The organism is Sulfurimonas crateris, assembly GCF_005217605.1.
GTDB classification, from domain to species: Bacteria; Campylobacterota; Campylobacteria; order Campylobacterales; family Sulfurimonadaceae; genus Sulfurimonas; species Sulfurimonas crateris.
In genome coordinates, this window is the sequence record NZ_SZPX01000001.1 from 32500 (window position 1) to 50203 (window position 17704).

The window sequence follows — 17704 nt, forward strand, 5'->3', positions numbered from 1 at the left end:
CTTGCATTTGAGCTCGTCTAATAACGTGAACCTGTAGGAGAGTTTATCAAAGAGAAAAACTCGCTTCTTGTTTTCTCATCTTTTTTAAACAGTCCGCGCAGAGCCGATGATGTCGTCGTCGAGTTTATCTTCTCTACACCTCTCATCTCCATACACATATGTCTTGCCTGAATAACAACGGCTACGCCTTTTGGCTGGATAGTATCCATAATAGCATCGGCTATCTGCTCGGTGAGCTGCTCTTGTATCTGCATACGACGGGCAAAAACATTCACTACACGCGGGATCTTTGAGAGCCCGACCACCTTTCCATCTGGAATATATGCCACATGCACACGCCCGATTATTGGCAGTAGATGATGTTCGCAAGTGGAGTAGAACTCTATATCTTTTAAAAGTACCATCTCATCGTTTGAACTTGTAAACAGCGCAGATTTGAGTATCTCTCTTGGGTCCTCTTTATAACCGCCAAATATAAACTCGTATGCCTTTTTGACTCGTTGAGGAGTCTTTAAAAGCCCCTCTCTGCTCGGGTCTTCCCCGACATGAAACATCATGGTCTTTACGGCATCTTCAAATTTTGTATCTTGTTTATCGGACAATTTCACTGCCTTTGTAAGGTTTTTATAACGATAGAGTATCAAGAAATAGCTGAGAAAATGATGTGGTTATTTTTTAAATATTTTTAAATTTAGCTAAAATACATTATTAACGAAAAAGGTTGTAAAAAATGAAAATTTTATCTTTAGACCTAGGTGTGACTTCTTGTGGGTATTCCGTAATGCAAGAACTTGAAAGCAACAGTTATTCTCTTTTAGATTACGGCGTAGTTATGCGTGACAATCCTTATGATGGTGGCACACAACAAGAAAGGCGAGAGAAAAAACAGTCTCGAAATCTGCTTGATAAGAAAAAAAAGAGAATTAAAGATATAAAACAACTTTTTACTTATTACAATCTTATTTATCAAGAAAAAAACAAATATGACATTTGGAAGTTAAGAGCGATAGATACGTTTGAGAGAAAACTTGACAATGATGAACTCTTTGCAATATTTAGATTTATGGCAAAACACAGAGGTTATAAATCACTAAAAATAGAAGATTTAATAGCAGAAATTGAAGCAAAAGAGAAAATAGGTGATTGCCAAAGCGATGAAATCCAAGAGCCTAAAGATTTGGAGAAATTTTCTGAAACATTGGCGTATTTAGATGCTCTAAAATGTAAAAACAAAGAGAAAACAGCCGTACAGATTATCTGGGAGTTGGAATCTCAAAAAGAGAGTCCAACTTTTAGAAACCACGGTAACTACCGTTATATGATAAGAAGAGAAGACATAGAAAAAGAGATAAAAATAATTATAGAGGCACAACAAAAATTCAATTTTTTTGACGAAAAACAAAAAGCTGACGAGTTTACGAAAAAACTTCAAAATATCATTCTTCCTCAAGAAGCAGTTACTTTAAATCCAGATAACATAAATAACTGTCTTATTTATAAAGATAAAAAATGTGCACCAACTTTTTCATACTCGTTTGATATTTTTAATCTTTATAAACTCATAGCTGATTTAAAAATTGATGGCATTAATGCTTATGACGAACAAAAAGAGGAGTTGTTATCGACAATTTTGAATGATATAAAAAAATTTACATCTAAAACTTCTTATAGCGTTAAAGATTTTAAAAAGATACTAGGGATCGACAATGAGCATGTCAAAATAAATAATTTTCAAGATTATAAAACCATAAAAGGGAAAAAAGAACAAAACAGCCTTATAAAATTCAATTTTTTACCAAGCTTTAAAAAACTCAATCATGAGATTTTAAACACTATTTTAAAAGAAGAAAATTTTGTTGAAATTTTGGATGAGATTGCTACGGAGTTGCATTTAAACATAAACCCTCAAATGTTAATTGAAGAGATTGAGAAAGTTTTAAAAAAGCATAATCTTGATTTTACCAAAGATGAAATTCGTGATTTTACTCTTGAACTTCATAAGCATAAATCAAAAGGAACCTCAAATTATTCACTAAAAGCATTGAAAGATTTAACTGCATTAATGAAAGACGGAAAAAATGAAAGCAGTGCAAAAGAGATTTTGGGAGTTAGTAAAAGTGAAAGTTATTCCCATTTTCTTAAAGGTATAAAGTACTTAAAACCTCAAAACAAAGAGGGGCAACTTCAATATGAGATAGATGAGAACCGCATCTCAAACCATATAGTAAAATCTTTAGTATCATGGGCACTTCGAGTTATAACCGACTTGCACGACAAGTATGGACCTTTTGATATTATCAAATTAGAATCGACAAGAGAACTCTCTCAGCCAGATGATGTAAAAAGAGATATAAAATCAGCAAATGACAAAAATGAAAAAGAGTGGCAAAACCTAATAACTAAATACACAAAACACTTTGAAGCAAAAGGACTAAATCCGAAAAACAACAAAGAATATCTAATAAAACTCAAACTTTGGGAACAGCAAAATGAACTTGGAATCTACTCCCATAAAGTACTTGGTATTGATGAAATTTTAAGTGATAAAACAGAGATAGAACACATTGTTCCGCGAGCATGTGGCGGAAGCAATGCCGAGTACAACAAAGCAATCGACTTAAAAGATGAAAACGCCAAAAAAGGGAATAAACTTCCGCTAGATTACCTCAGCGGAGAAAAAAGAGAGATCTACATCAACTTTGTTGAAGAGTTGAAAAAAAGCTACAAGATAAATATGAAGAAAAAAATAAATCTCTTGGCAGAGAGTTTAGACAAAACTTTTAAAGAGGTAAAAGATGATGTTTCACTCCATGCAACAAGCTACACAGAAAAGCTTTTAGGCGAGATTTTAAAACGCTACTACCCTTTTACAGACAAACTAAAAGAAAATCAAAGAGTGATGTCTATCTCAGGGCGTGCAACAAGTTATCTACGACGTATACTAAGCATAGATAACAAGTCTCGCGATACAAACTTCCACCACGCAGAAGATGCCATACTTTTAGGAGTTATGAGCAAAACTTACTTACAAAATATTTCCACAAATTTTGAAAAAAACTATGAACTTACTGAACAAAATGCAAAAGAGAACTTTAAAAAGATTATCCCTCTAATCGAAGGTGCATCACCAAACCAAATATTTGCTCACATACGAGAGAGCTATATGGAAAACATAGAAGAGAGTCCGTTTTATAAAGCACTTGACGGAACTCTCAAAACCCCTACCTTTTGGGTCTCTAAAAAACCGATAGGAACGAAAGCACATAATGAGACGATTCAGTCTAAAAAAAATCTAGCCTACTATGTACCTGTCACTTCTCTACTAGATAAAGTTAAACCGAGTCATAAAATGAGTTCTGACGAGTTTTATCAAAAATTCAACAAAGAAATTTATGAAAAGATACAAGTCGTACAAGACAATCCCAATGACTATACGGCAATAGCATTTGCTAAAAAAAGAGACACTGTAGTAAATATTTTAAACCTATCGGCTTTTTCAAGCACAAAAGATGAAAAAACCGAGCTTGATAAAAAACTGCGAGATGTTATGAGTGAGCCTCTATATGACGTAAACAGCAATGAGATACGAAGAGTAAAAAGGGTGGGAGAAGATGCATCAATAGAAGTGAGGGGAGGTTTGGCGTACACTGCGCCATCTCTTGTCTCTCTGAGATGCGGTTTTACAGGAGAGAAAAAGTTAAAACTTCAAAGAGTCGATATACGAACTTACGTCAAAAATAAAATTACACAACATCATCAAATGGATATATTTAATAATGATTTAGTTGAAATATTTGTTGAAAAGTCAAAAATATTAGAATCAAAAGCTATCGGCTTACTAAAGGGCTTTACTGAAAGTAAAGGAGGTAGATCAAATTTAAGGCATCCTAAATATCCACTTTTAAAAGAAAAACAGCCTTTTGTATTTCAAAATGAATTTTCCATAGGCTCTACGTGTGGAATCAAAAAATACAAAACAGATGCCACAGGAAAAGTTTTGGGATTTTACTATTTAGGCAAAGTTTTAAATAACGAAAAAGAACTTTTTGCCAAAGTACTGAGCTATAAGGCTTTGTGATGAGCTGGCGTTCTATCTTCATCACAAAACCTTGTAAGATACATATAGAACACGACAACCTCATTATTAGTAATGATGATGGAGAAAACTTAGTAACTCTTGACAGCATCGCTTCTATCGTAATAGAGACAACAAGAGCGACTATCACCACCTATGCCATCTCCAAACTCGCCGAAGCAGGTGTGGCTGTTTTGTATGTCGATAAAAAGTACAACCTAAACGCCATCACCCTCCCCTTTCATACACACTCTACTTTTTCAAAAATCGTACACTCGCAAATAGATATATCTAAACCACTCAAAAAGCAACTTTGGCAAGAAATTGTTAAGTCAAAAGTAAAAAACCAAGCAGCAGTTTTGAACTATTTTAATAGAGAAAGATCTTCTAAAATTCTTTACGAATATGCAAAAAGTGTCAAATCTAACGATGAGGAAAATGTAGAAGCAAAAGCAGCAAGAATCTACTGGAGTGAGCTTTTTGAAAACTTTGCAAGAGTTCAAAAAGGAGCAGATGATGTACGAAACGCTTCACTTAACTACTGCTATGCGATTGTAAGGAGTGCGGTTGCCCGCTCACTTACAAATGCAGGGCTTATGCCATCTTTTGGAATCCATCATCAAAACTACTTCAACGCTTTTAATCTTGCAGATGATATGATAGAGCCGTATCGACCTTTTGTCGATCTGCATGTGAAACTAATACTTTTAAAATATGACGATGAGGTACTTACAAGCCAAATCAAACAAGAGTTCGTCAATATTTTAAACTTAGAGTATGCAGAAATAGACAGTGGACTAAGTAATCTAAGAACCGCAGTAGATACCACAATCCAATCATTGCAAAAATGTGTACTTCAAAAAGAGATCTCTCATTTAATGCTCCCGAGCATTAACTTTGAAAAGTATGAAGATGAGTGCTTATAGATTTATGTGGCTTATGATAATGTTTGATATGCCGACCGATACAAAAAAAGCAAGAAAAAAGTATAGATACCTGCGAGGAAAGCTTTTAAAAGAGGGCTATATAATGATGCAGTTTTCTATCTATATCCGCTCATTTCATTCTCAAGAATCAGCTTTAAGCGGGAAAAAAAGAATAAAAGATTTTATAGCTTCAAACATAGCAAAAGGAAGTATACGGATGATAATGTTTACAGATAAACAGTTTGGAAGCATGGATATAATAGTAGGTATACAAGAAGAAAATGAAAAAAATGCACCAAAACAACTATTGTTGTTTTGAAACATTCAAAATCTATCATCGATTTAAATCGAATCAATTATTTTAAGTCCCGCTACACAAACCCCTTTGTGCTAAAACGTAGATATTGTACTTAAAAACAAGACAAAAAGTCAAATTTTCATATACAAAACCTTCTCTTTTGCCATGCTATACAGGGCTGCATAAAACCCTATTTTAGCACAAAGGGGTTTGCAGGGGTCTTAAAACTACGGGTGGATATTGGAAACAAAACTCCGCATTTTAGCACAAAGGGGTTTGCAGGGGTCTTAAAACGGGTCCTCGCACGCGTAACTTGAACAATTCATTTTAGCACAAAGGGGTTTGCAGGGGTCTTAAAACTCGCCATAAGCAGACGAAGAAACACCCTCAATTTTAGCACAAAGGGGTTTGCAGGGGTCTTAAAACAAGCTCGACGAATTTGGCGATGATAAGACCATTTTAGCACAAAGGGGTTTGCAGGGGTCTTAAAACTTGTGGATGTATCTCATTTCTTTTGGTACTATTTTAGCACAAAGGGGTTTGCAGGGGTCTTAAAACCATTTATCTTAGCATTGCGTTCTTTGTTCGATTTTAGCACAAAGGGGTTTGCAGGGGTCTTAAAACTAATTCCATTTAGCACCGCATCAAATAAGAATTTTAGCACAAAGGGGTTTGCAGGGGTCTTAAAACGACATGGGGTGGATGGTCTGCACCGATCCCATTTTAGCACAAAGGGGTTTGCAGGGGTCTTAAAACTTCTCTTATCGCATTCTGCTGTTCTCTTAAATTTTAGCACAAAGGGGTTTGCAGGGGTCTTAAAACCCGATTGGAGCAGCATCAAGCTTTAAGCTCATTTTAGCACAAAGGGGTTTGCAGGGGTCTTAAAACAGTAATCTATATGTCAATGCCATTTTTACAATTTTAGCACAAAGGGGTTTGCAGGGGTCTTAAAACTAACAAGACGCTTGCTCTTTAATCTTATCAATTTTAGCACAAAGGGGTTTGCAGGGGTCTTAAAACTGGTGGGCAGAGTACAATAACACTCCATCGATTTTAGCACAAAGGGGTTTGCAGGGGTCTTAAAACATATTTCAAAACAACACAAAACTAAGCGAAATTTTAGCACAAAGGGGTTTGCAGGGGTCTTAAAACTAGCAACAGCAGTTTTTAATGCCTGCTTGGTATTTTAGCACAAAGGGGTTTGCAGGGGTCTTAAAACAGGACATTGGCGACTTATCCAAAAAAGTTGATTTTAGCACAAAGGGGTTTGCAGGGGTCTTAAAACAGTTTCTCTATGACTCTGTAACTGACAGATGTTTTAGTAAAATAAAAACTCTCCTAAAGAACTTTTTGAACTTGTTCCAAAAACAGCGGTACCGATCTAATATCTTTGTATATGCCTAAAAAGTAGCTAAGCTGCTCTTTTTGTTTATCAAAAATAGGGCTGATCGTAAGATCTTCATAAACCATATTTCCCTCTTTGGTATAGTTACATATATTTACCTCTACGGGCTTTTGCGCACTCAGGGCTTCTCTTATCTGCTTAAGAGCTTCTTGTTTCGTGTCGTTGCCGTGTAAAAAGCGGCAGTTTTGACCTACCGCTTCTTCATACTCATACCCAAACAGCTCACAAAACGCCTCGTTTACATAAATTATTGGGTTGTCATACTCGTTTGGGTTAGTGACAACTATAGGATTTTTTGATTGCTCTATTATCTCAAAAAACTGCTCTTTAATTTTTAAAGATCTACTTATTTGCTCACTCTTTAGCATATAGTATCCGCCGTATATATTTACAATGTTGACGCACGGTAGTGATTTTCTAAGCCCCGTTATAAAATTACGTACGCTTTTTTCATTGAACTCTCTCTCCTGTGAGTCATTGAGCTCATACAATATATCTAGATTTAGAACAGGTCTATTTATATTCTTAACTAAAAATTTAAACAACTTTTTCTGAGAAATAGATAACTTGGCATACTCCCCATCTACAAAAAGTGACTCTGTTTGCACGCTCCAATAGCAGCTGTTTGTTAGACGTATTAAATCATTACTCTTCATTTTTCAATCTTATTTAAATTTTTTACTTTTTTTGGTAGTATCAAGCTCTGTTAAAATAGTCTATAAAATCATCCATACTTAAGGCGCTTGAGTGATAGAAACCTTGCGAAAAGTCACATCCGATTTTTTTTAACTCCATATACTGCTTCTGAGTCTCTATTCCCTCTGCCTGCACTTTGAGATTAAACAGTTTTGCAGTATTTACTATAGATTTTACAATATTCAGATCATTTTCATCTTGAGCTATGTTTTTTATAAACGATCTGTCTATCTTTAACTTGTCAACTTTGAAATTTTTTAGATTATTCAAACTTGAGTGCTCTACTCCAAAATCATCCAAAGCTATCTTAAATCCCATCAAATGGAGAGTTTCTATATTCTCTTTTGCCACAGAACTATTTTTCATTATCTGATTTTCTACGATTTTAAACTCTATCTGCGATTTATCTATGGAGTAGCTTTTGGATGCCTCCGATACATTTGAAGAAAAAGTGGGATTAAAAAACTGATTTTTTGATATATTTACAGATACGACCAGCTTTTTATTTAAAAAAGTTTTATTCATTATCACCAAATCATTTAAAACTTTTGAGACAACCATGCAGTTGAACTCTTTGTCCATATCTCCAGATAAGACAAGTTCCAAAAACTCACTAGGTTCCAGTATGCCTCTTTTACTATGATGCCATCTTACAAACGCCTCTGCACCGACAATAGAGTTGGTTTTAAAATCTATAACCGGCTGATAATGCATAACAAATTCGTTTTTCTCAAGAGCCCTTCTTATATCTGCCTTCATTGAGAGTTTTGTAGCCGCCTCGCTTGACATAGATTTGTCATAAATTCTAAAATCATCTCTTTTTGTTTTTTTGACTTCATACATGGCGATGTCGGCATTTTTCAAAAGTTCCTGCCTTGTTGTTCCATGTTGAGGGTATATCGCTATGCCTATGGAGAGAGTGACATTGAAGATGTGCGTATCTATCTCCAAAGGCTCCCTGATTTTTCTTTGCAGCTTACGCGCTAACTGCTCTACTATCTCTATACTTTTTATATCTTTAGCTATTAATACGAACTCATCGCCGCCTATCCTAGCCACTGTATCATCTTCTCTGACACTGTTTAAAAGCCTCTTGGCTATGGTGACGAGCATCTTGTCACCCACATCATGTCCGTATGTATCATTTACCTCTTTAAACTTATCTATATCTATAAAAAGAAGAGCTATTTTAGAGCCGTTTTGTGAAGATTCTTGGAGTATGCTTTTGAGTTGTTTTTTAAAATAAGCCCTATTTGGGATAGTGGTCAGCGAATCATAGTTTGCATGATAGTAGATTTTTTTGTCTGTGTCTTTGAGTGTTGTGATATTTGAAGAGATGTGGATGAGATATTTTGAAGTTGTGTAAAAAAAAAGAGATTCAAACAAGACGGAATCTTCTAGTTTTTGCATACTAAAACTCTTTGATATAGCTAACTGGGATTTTATATACTCAAATGTAATATCATAAGGCTTTATCTTGTCAAAATTTAAATTCTCTTTCTCTGAGAGATCAATTCCGTAAGCTTTTGTGTAGTTGCCATTTGCATAGAAAAAATTCCCATTTTCATCATAAACGGCTATTCTTGAGGGATGTAAATCTACAATATCTACAAAAACATTATTTATACTCAAAACTACCCCGTTATCTTAAAAATTTAAAGAGATTAAACTATTTTGCTAAATTTGGGTAATGTTATCGAAAAAGTGTCTAGTAAATTACTACTATTGTATAAAAATGATATGCGGGATCTCTTCCGCATATCAAAAATATGATCTACATAATAAAAATATGCGGAACAATAAGCGGGTATTTTTTCATTTTTCTGTAGATATGTTTTCTAACCGCTTGGCGAAGATCGTTTTCAAGTGCTCTTGGATTCTCAAGAAGCCCCTCTTTTATATTTGCCAAGAAGTGTTCTAGGACATCTTCCATCTCTTTTGCGAAAAACTTATCCTGTTTATCCGCAACGATTCCAAATGATGTAACTATCGGTTTTGAAAGCATTGTAGAGTGCTGTCCGTCGATCTGAGCGACTATCATTACAATACCGTCCGTTGCAAGTTTTTGACGATCGATTACGATGTCATCGTCTATCTTGTGGTTATTTTGATTGTCAATATATGTCTTACCGGTTCTTACCGTTTTTACTTTTCTCATATATTTAGGAGCGATCTCGACAGTGTCTCCATCGTTCATAATATATATATTTCTCTCAGGAACACCACACAACATTGCAGTATCTCTATGTCTCATAACATGGTTATACTCACCGTGGATAGGCAAGAAGAACTTAGGATTCACAAGACGAAGCATAAGCTTCTGCTCTTCAATGGAAGCGTGACCCGATACGTGAAGCTCTCTGTCCTGAGCCACTTTTGCTCCTGCACGCTGAAGGTAGTTCAACATTCCTGAGATAGAACCCTCATTGCCCGGAATAGGGCGAGATGAGAGAACAATTAGATCGGTCGGCTTGATCTTGACATGTCTATGCTCGCCAATCGACATTCTAAATAGTGCAGAACTTGGCTCACCTTGTGAACCTGTCGTTACTATAAGAACATCTTTATCGTTAAGATGTGCTATCTGCTCAGGCTCTACAAAAATATTTTTTGGCAGTTTTATATAGTCATACTGCATTGCCACTTCAATATTTCTCTCCATTGAGCGACCGATGACACATACTTTACGTCCATATTTTACACCATACTGAATTGCTTGATAAACACGGTGAATATTTGAGCTAAATGTCGAGAGTATTACTCTTCCCTCAGCCTTTGCAAAGACTCTGTCGAGTGCCGGTGCAACGCTTAGTTCCGAAGGTGTCGGAGCTGTGTTGTAAGAGTTTGTAGAGTCACTTAAAAGACATAGCACACCTTTGTCCCCATAATGAGCGAGTCTGTGCAAGTCTGCCGTGTATCCATCTACCGGAGTGTGATCTATCTTAAAGTCACCCGTGTGAATAATAGTTCCTGCACTAGTCGTAACAGCCAGTGAAGATGAGTCAATGATAGAGTGTGTCATATGCATCCACTCTACCTCGAAATCCTCACCTATTTTATATACTTTTCTTTTCTCGATAGGATTAAAGTACTGTTTAAAGTCTTTTATGTGATGTTCATCAAACTTGTTGCCTATCATCGCAAGAGGAAGCGGAGAGCCGTATATAGGAAACTGCATCTCTTTATATAGGTATGGCATAGCCCCGATGTGGTCTTCGTGAGCGTGGGTAATGATTACCGCTTTAATTTTATTTCTTATTTCGCGAATATATGTAAAGTCAGGTACCAAAATATCGACACCGTGCATATCCTCATCCGGAAAACTCATACCGACATCTATCAGTATCGCCTCTTTCTCAGTTTCAAATACCGTGATATTTCCGCCGATCTCACCGAGACCTCCAAGCGGAGTTATACGGATCTTCTCTTTTGAGTTAAGATCAAGCTTATAGTGAGGGTTAAGTCTCTGCTTATGAGCTTCTTGATTTATCTCTACAAATGCTTTTAAGCTGTCGTTTACAGGTGTGCTTTGGCGTCTACGCCCTCTTGATGCACTCTTGCTTTTAGAGCCATTTGAAGGGTTTGCACCTGTAGTACCTGCCTGCTTGTTGCTGTTTTGACCACTTGGTCTGCTGGGGTTGTTGTGTCTTTTGTTGTTGTTATATTGTTTACGATTTTCTTGAGAAGTGCTTTTAACGCTTTCCTGATTCTCTTGTTCCATCCAAACTCCTTGTTAGTTTATAGAGTTGGTGATAGTCATCCGTGCAGACCTGATGAGGACGAATCGTTTGTGCTAGGCTAAGTTTCTCAAAAACTTCTTGAAGTATATTTTTTTCATAAACGGCAGAGAGATTTTTCATAAGGGTTTTGCGAGGCTGCGTAAATGCAACTCTAAGCATACTCTCAAAATCTTTATCAAATCTATCACTCTGTTTTTGTATCAAAAAAACTGCAGAGTCAATTTTTGGCTGTGGTTCAAAAGCAGTTGGCGGAACTTTCACGACTAATCGTGCCTCTCCTGCGCTTTGAGTTATAATACTCAATGCTCCAAATACCTTATCGCCTTCATGAGCGCAAAATTTCTCTGCTACTTCAAGCTGTACCATTACAAGTATGTTTTTACATTTTGGATCTGCGAGGGCTTTTAAGATTATGTTAGTCGCGATATAGTATGGCAAATTTGCCACCAGATCATACGACTCATCTATAAGCTCACTCTTCCAAGCAGTCAATACGTCCCCGCAATGTATGCGGAGTTGCTTGGTTGCGATCTCTTTTTCAAACTTTTTTTGTAACAGTTTACACAAATCGGTATCGACCTCAAAAGCATCTACGCTTTTGACATCTACTAAAAATTTAGTTAAATCACCTAAGCCAGGCCCAATCTCGACAATCTTATTGTCATTGTTGGGCATCGCTTCGACGATTTTTCGTAAAACTGTCTCGTCTTTTAAGAAATTCTGTCCGAACTTCTTCTTTGCTGTAATATTTTCCATTAACCGACATAATATAATAATTTTGCTTACAGTTGATTAATATCAATAAAAAATAACTTTGGTGTATAGTACTTTTTTAAAACTGAATATATAGTTAAAAACTATTATTATCTATTTATATAATAATTATAACTACAGACGAATAGTTATGTTTCATGTGAAACATTAAAAGTACCAAAACTAACTATAAGCCATTATGTGTATAATTTCACTATATTATATAAGGGTACTTTTTAACCCACAAGGTAGAATTTTGAACTATTTTGCAAAAAGAATTATTCCGTGTCTAGACGTAAAAGATGGACGCGTTGTTAAAGGCGTTAATTTTGTCGGTCTTAAAGATGCAGGAGATCCTGTTGAAGTTGCAAAGAGATATAACGAAGAGGGTGCAGATGAGATCACATTTTTAGATATAACTGCATCTAGCGACAACCGCGACACAATTGTAGATATTGTCGCAGAAGTTGCTCGTGAAATCTTTATACCTCTGACAGTAGGCGGCGGGATAAGAAAACTCGAAGACATATATAAACTGCTAAATGTCGGGTGTGACAAAGTAAGCGTAAACTCCGCTGCGATCAAAAGACCTGAGCTTATAAACAAGGGTGCAAAAAGATTTGGCTCTCAATGTATAGTCACTGCTATAGATGTTAAAAAAACTGGTAACAGATATAATGTATACCTAAACGGCGGTCGAGTAGATACAGGTATAGATGCAGTGGAGTGGGCTAAAGAGGTAGTTGATCGCGGAAGCGGTGAGATCCTTTTGACCTCAATGGATGCAGACGGAACAAAGGCTGGATTTGAGCTAAACATAACCGAACAAATTAGCCGTGCCGTTAATGTCCCAGTTATTGCAAGCGGTGGAGCAGGGAGTATGGAGCATATAAAAGAGGCATTTTTGCACGGTGCAGATGCGGCACTGGCAGCAAGCATCTTTCACTATAAAGAGATCGACATAATGGATCTAAAACGCTATCTACACGATAACAATATACCGGTAAGACTCTAATGATAATATGCGCAGGAAACAACGAGACCTTTGATTTTGCAACTCCGATGGGAGTAGGGCTGATAGAGTCAGCCATAAATCTTACAAGGCTCTGCCTCTTCGACAAACCTGAGTTTTTACTCTTTATAGGAAGTGCAGGGAGTTATGGAGAGCATAAAATATTTGACATTGTAGAGTCAAAAACGGCTTCAAATATAGAGCTTGCTTTTTTAAATAATGATGCATACACCCCTTTGGACAATGTGGTCTCTACTAACACAGACCAAACAAAAAGAGATGTTATAGTCAACTCGTCAAACTATATTTCAACAAATGAAGAGCTAAGTAAAAAGTTTCTAAAACTAGACGTAGGCATAGAAAATATGGAGTTTTTCGCTGTTTTAAAAGTTGCTCAAGAGTTTGATATTCCTGCAGGCGGAGTGTTTTGCATTACTAACTACACTAACAAAAATGCTCATGAAGATTTTTTAAAAAACCATGAAGAAGCAAAAAAAATTCTAGAGATTCACGTAAAAAAAAGAATCAAGGAGCTGACTAGCAGATGAAACAATCACTTCTTGATTTTAGACTAAAAGAGCTTCAAGAGATCGTAAAACCATCTTTTAGAGCAAAACAGATCTACGGTTGGCTTTATCACAACTACGCTCAAAGTTATGATGAGATGAGCAATATACCAAAAGCGCTCAAATATGAGCTCTCAGAAAAGTATGTTGTAAATCCTCTCAAAATTGTAAAAAAAGAGATCTCAAGCGATGGCACTATAAAGTACCTTTTTGAACTTCAAGACGGCAAAACAGTAGAAGCAGTATGGCTAAAGATGAAAGAAACGCTTACAGATGAAGCCGGAGAAGTGATACAAGAAGCAAAATATACCATCTGTGTATCTACGCAAGTGGGTTGTAAAGTAGGTTGTGCGTTCTGTCTAACAGCAAAAGGCGGTTTTACAAGAGATCTGACCGCAGGGGAGATAGTAGCGCAGGTTGTAGCCCTTAAGAGAGATAATGACCATAAACACAACAGAATGATAAATATCGTCTATATGGGAATGGGTGAACCGCTTGACAATCTTGAGAATCTAGCGCGTGCCATAGAGATTTTCAAAGAGAGTGACGGGCTCTCAATATCAGGCAAAAGACAAACAGTATCAACAAGCGGTCTTAGCAGCAAGATAGACAAGCTTGGAGAGATGGATCTTGGCGTTCATATAGCCATTTCACTTCATGCAGTCGATGACGAACTAAGAACCGAGCTAATTCCCATGAACAAAGCGCATAATATCTCTTCTATTATAGAAGCGGTTAAACGCTTTCCGATTGACACCAGAAAAAGAGTTATGTTTGAGTATCTGGTCATTAAAAATAAAAATGATGATATAGCATCGGCAAAAAAACTAATTAAACTTCTCTCTGGCATAAAAGCGAAGGTAAACCTTATCTATTTTAACCCATATCCGGGAACAGAGTATGAAAGACCCGATAAAAGCGATATGATAGCTTTTCAGGAGTATCTGGTTAACCATGGACTTTTATGCACTATTCGTGATTCTAAGGGCATAGATATAAGCGCTGCTTGCGGTCAACTAAAAGAACAAGATGAATTTAGCAAGGCTAAAACAAAAGGTAGAGAATAATGGGTTATGTAGAGATATTTCAAATTGTGTTTTTGGTAGCTGTTTTTGCAGTAGGAGTTATTGGCTTTATTAAAGCCGCGACAAAAGATGACTAAAAATGTTATCATTTCAACTGTAATCTACTAAAGGAGAGAGTAATGGCTTATAAAAAAACAAATTCAGACAGAATAAAGAGAATTTATCAACTTTGTGAGGATCACTTCGGCGGCATAGTTTTTGTCGGTGTAAAATTTCATAAGAAAATAGGCTGGATAGCAAAAGCACAATTTGACGGAAGTTTTGAAAATCTGACTGCAGATGGTGAGACAAGTACGGAAGCTCTAAAAAACCTAAAGAACCGCGTTAAAAAGATCATCAAAAGATACAACTCTGTATGATCAAAGATGCTAAAATCTAAATAACAAAACGACCAACACACCAGGGAGGTCGTTTATAAGCATAATGATACCCTACATATATAAATAACTCATAAAAAAATTAATTACATTCTTAAAAAAAATTTTATCATAAAAAATTATTATAAATTTACTGCAAATGTGTACTATTCACACATTGTTCTAATGTGTGAATATAGCGAGTTATAACATAGAACAAATTTTAAAATTTTCTTCTTCTTTAAGAATTAATTTATATAAAAAATCGCTGAATTCTTAATTTTTACATATTGCTCAAACTCCCTATTTTAGGGGCATTTGATAATAAAAGCAAAAGCTGTTATATAATTATTAAAAATGTCTTTGAAAGATACAAATAGTTATTCACATAGTAAAATTTATAGCTATATATATTGCTATAAAATCCTAAGTAAGCCTCATGTTCTCTAAACAGACTTTTTCAAAATCAATACTGCTTTTTATATTATATGTTTTGCCATTAAACTCAAACTCTAACTCATTGGCATGAAGAAGCAATCTTTTAGCACCGCTCATTTTAACTCTTATCTCTCTATCAAGCTCTCTATCCAGATACTTAACTATATACTCTTCGCTTTGTCCATAAACAGGATCACCGACTATAGGATGTTTCACATGAAACAAATGCACTCTGATCTGATGTTGTCTTCCCGTGTGCGGAGAACACTCTACGAGAGTAGTATTAAGCTCGGGAAAGTATTTCAGAGGCTTTACGTATGTCAGTGACTCTTTACCGCTCTCATCTACTTTTACTACCATTCTTATAAGTGCACTCTTTTCATCATCATATCTAAGCAGAGGAGCATCTATTTTAAGCTCATCCTTTAGCTCTCCATGAACCATTGCCAGATATCTCTTTTTCATCTCTCTCTCTTGAAACATCATCTTTAGATCTATCTCGCTCTTTTTGTCTCTGGCACACAGAACCAATCCGCTCGTCTCCTGATCTATTCTATGGGCGATGTTTGCATCTCTGCCGTATTGAGCTTTTAGCTCATCTATAAGAGAGTAGGGTGTATATCTATTTTGAGGATGGATAAGCATTCCGCTTGGTTTATCGAATACTACAAAGTTCTCATACTCTGCATATGCTTTTAAACCTTTTGTGAGAGGTTCAAAAGTTATAAACTCTATTTCACCTTCGATCTCTCTGGATGAGACGTCCATTATTTCGCCGTTAATAAGCAAACGTCCTTTGGCTATAAAACGCTGTGCCTCTTTTTGTGTATAGCCCAGTTCTCTTATAAGAAAAACAAAAGCCCTCTGCTTTTGCTTAACAAACATTTTTTTCAAAACAAATGGCAAATTTTAATCCTTTGTAAGTCTAGATTATGTAAAATAAAGCACTTTTAATTGTGCGAATTTTAACACAAACAACATAAGACAATAACCACACAAAGGCAATATATATGATCGAAAGATACGCAAGAGAAGAGATGAGTTCCAAATGGACAATGCAGGCAAAATATCAGGCTTGGCTCGATGTAGAAAAAGCTGTTGTCAAGGCATGGAACAGATTGGGACTTATTCCCGATGAAGATGCCAAGAAAATTATTGACAACGCCGGATTCGATATTAAAAGAATAGATGAGATAGAGGCTGTAACACGTCATGACCTTATAGCTTTTACGACAAGCGTATCTGAAACACTGGGTGAAGAGAGTAGATGGTTCCACTACGGCATGACAAGTTCTGATACTGTTGATACAGCAGTTGCACTTCAGATGAAAAGCTCTCTGGAGTTGATCATAGAAGATGTAAAGATGCTGATGGAGTCTATCAAAAAAAGGGCGATGGAACATAAGATGACTCTTATGGTTGGAAGAAGCCATGGCATACATGGAGAGCCTATAACATTCGGTCTTGTGTTAGCTGTTTGGTACGATGAGATGACAAGACATTTGGAGAATCTTGAACAAACACTTGATGTTATAAGTGTTGGACAAGTTAGCGGAGCAATGGGCAACTTTGCTCACGCTCCCTTAGAGCTTGAAGAGTATACATGTGAAGAGCTAGGACTAAAACCTGCACCTGCATCTAATCAAGTAATACAGAGAGACAGATACGCAAGACTTGCTACCGCGTTAGCTCTTATGGCAAGCTCTATTGAGAAGTTTGCGGTTCAAGTCCGCCACTGGCAAAGAACTGAAGTTTACGAGTGTGAAGAGTATTTTGCAAAGGGTCAAAAAGGCTCATCGGCAATGCCGCATAAGCGCAACCCGATACTAACAGAAAACATAACAGGTCTTGCCAGAATGATCAGAGCTTATGCAATGCCTGCTATGGAGAATGTAGCACTATGGCACGAGAGAGATATCTCGCACTCTTCGACTGAGAGATTCTGGCTGCCTGACTCGTTTATAACAAGTGATTTTATGCTTCACCGTATGAATAACGTTATAGCAAACCTGACGGTCTATCCTGAAAATATGATGAAAAACCTAAATCTTACAGGCGGGCTTGTATTCTCTCAAAGAGTTCTTTTGGAACTTCCTTTAAAAGGTATCAGCCGTGAAGATGCATACAGGATCGTACAGAGAAATGCGATGAAGGTATGGGAGGAGATACAGCAGGGCAAACCTACCACGAACGAAAAAGGTGAGTCGCTCTATCTTAACCACCTTTTGGCAGATGAGGAGCTAAGAGAGAGTCTAAGCGAAGAGGCAATTCGTGAATGTTTCAACTATGATTACTACACTAAAAATGTAGATAAAATATTTGCTAGAGTTTTTATTAAATAAATGACAAAATTC

14 protein-coding genes and 1 CRISPR repeat array are annotated in these 17704 nt (G+C 36.3%); of the genes, 8 read left to right on the forward strand and 6 right to left on the reverse strand.

Annotation, left to right across the window (positions count from 1 at the left end):
- Positions 1-17 precede the first annotated feature (17 nt).
- Positions 18-602, reverse strand: a complete 585-nt coding sequence (gene folE, locus FCU45_RS00160) for a GTP cyclohydrolase I FolE (RefSeq protein ID WP_137011082.1) — start codon at positions 600-602, stop codon at positions 18-20.
- A gap of 128 nt (positions 603-730) precedes the next feature.
- Here folE and cas9 point away from each other — a divergent pair, with 128 nt between their 5' ends.
- The 3 genes from cas9 to cas2 are packed head-to-tail and all read left to right on the forward strand — an operon-like array spanning position 731 to position 5320.
- Positions 731-4078, forward strand: coding sequence for a type II CRISPR RNA-guided endonuclease Cas9 (gene cas9 / locus FCU45_RS00165; protein ID WP_137011084.1), 3348 nt, complete (start codon positions 731-733; stop codon positions 4076-4078).
- Positions 4078-5001, forward strand: a complete 924-nt coding sequence (gene cas1, locus FCU45_RS00170) for a type II CRISPR-associated endonuclease Cas1 (protein WP_137011086.1) — start codon at positions 4078-4080, stop codon at positions 4999-5001. The genes cas9 and cas1 overlap by 1 nt, the downstream gene beginning before the upstream one ends.
- Positions 4988-5320, forward strand: coding sequence for a CRISPR-associated endonuclease Cas2 (gene cas2, locus FCU45_RS00175; protein ID WP_170175803.1), 333 nt, complete (start codon positions 4988-4990; stop codon positions 5318-5320). The genes cas1 and cas2 overlap by 14 nt, the downstream gene beginning before the upstream one ends.
- A gap of 171 nt (positions 5321-5491) precedes the next feature.
- A CRISPR array of direct repeats spans positions 5492-6584; the repeat unit is 36 nt; unit sequence ATTTTAGCACAAAGGGGTTTGCAGGGGTCTTAAAAC.
- 53 nt (positions 6585-6637) lie between these two features.
- Here cas2 and FCU45_RS00180 read toward each other — a convergent pair.
- The 4 genes from FCU45_RS00180 to rsmA all read right to left on the reverse strand — a co-directional run bounded on the left by FCU45_RS00180 (position 6638) and on the right by rsmA (position 11896).
- Positions 6638-7360 (reverse strand): PAS domain-containing protein, encoded by a 723-nt coding sequence (locus FCU45_RS00180; protein ID WP_137011090.1) that lies wholly within the window; start codon positions 7358-7360, stop codon positions 6638-6640.
- A 40-nt stretch (positions 7361-7400) separates the two neighbouring features.
- The gene (locus FCU45_RS00185; RefSeq protein ID WP_137011092.1) at positions 7401-9032 is read right to left on the reverse strand and encodes a putative bifunctional diguanylate cyclase/phosphodiesterase; all 1632 of its coding nucleotides are present in this window, start codon (positions 9030-9032) and stop codon (positions 7401-7403) included.
- Between the two features lie 142 nt (positions 9033-9174).
- Positions 9175-11121: a ribonuclease J gene (locus tag FCU45_RS00190; protein WP_137011094.1), complete on the reverse strand. Its 1947-nt coding sequence runs from the start codon at positions 11119-11121 to the stop codon at positions 9175-9177.
- Positions 11093-11896, reverse strand: coding sequence for a 16S rRNA (adenine(1518)-N(6)/adenine(1519)-N(6))-dimethyltransferase RsmA (gene rsmA / locus FCU45_RS00195; protein WP_137011096.1), 804 nt, complete (start codon positions 11894-11896; stop codon positions 11093-11095). Before rsmA ends, FCU45_RS00190 begins: the two co-directional genes overlap by 29 nt.
- Positions 11897-12149: 253 nt before the next feature.
- Between rsmA and hisF the strand changes: the two genes are divergently transcribed.
- From hisF to FCU45_RS00215, 4 genes are all read left to right on the forward strand, one after another.
- The gene (hisF, locus tag FCU45_RS00200) at positions 12150-12908 is read left to right on the forward strand and encodes an imidazole glycerol phosphate synthase subunit HisF (protein ID WP_137011098.1); all 759 of its coding nucleotides are present in this window, start codon (positions 12150-12152) and stop codon (positions 12906-12908) included.
- Positions 12908-13453: a phosphorylase family protein gene (locus tag FCU45_RS00205; protein ID WP_137011100.1), complete on the forward strand. Its 546-nt coding sequence runs from the start codon at positions 12908-12910 to the stop codon at positions 13451-13453. Before hisF ends, FCU45_RS00205 begins: the two co-directional genes overlap by 1 nt.
- On the forward strand, positions 13450-14538 hold the full coding sequence (rlmN, locus tag FCU45_RS00210; protein ID WP_137011102.1) for a dual-specificity RNA methyltransferase RlmN: 1089 nt from the start codon (positions 13450-13452) through the stop codon (positions 14536-14538). Before FCU45_RS00205 ends, rlmN begins: the two co-directional genes overlap by 4 nt.
- A gap of 137 nt (positions 14539-14675) precedes the next feature.
- Positions 14676-14915 carry a hypothetical protein gene (locus FCU45_RS00215; RefSeq protein ID WP_137011104.1) on the forward strand — a complete coding sequence of 80 codons (240 nt, stop codon included), beginning with the start codon at positions 14676-14678 and terminating at the stop codon, positions 14913-14915.
- Between the two features lie 423 nt (positions 14916-15338).
- On the opposite strand, the gene FCU45_RS00220 is transcribed toward FCU45_RS00215, so the two are convergent.
- Complete coding sequence (locus FCU45_RS00220; RefSeq protein WP_137011106.1) at positions 15339-16256, reverse strand: RluA family pseudouridine synthase; 918 nt, start codon at positions 16254-16256, stop codon at positions 15339-15341.
- Between the two features lie 104 nt (positions 16257-16360).
- Here FCU45_RS00220 and purB point away from each other — a divergent pair, with 104 nt between their 5' ends.
- Positions 16361-17692: an adenylosuccinate lyase gene (gene purB / locus FCU45_RS00225; RefSeq protein WP_137011108.1), complete on the forward strand. Its 1332-nt coding sequence runs from the start codon at positions 16361-16363 to the stop codon at positions 17690-17692.
- Positions 17693-17704 lie beyond the last annotated feature (12 nt).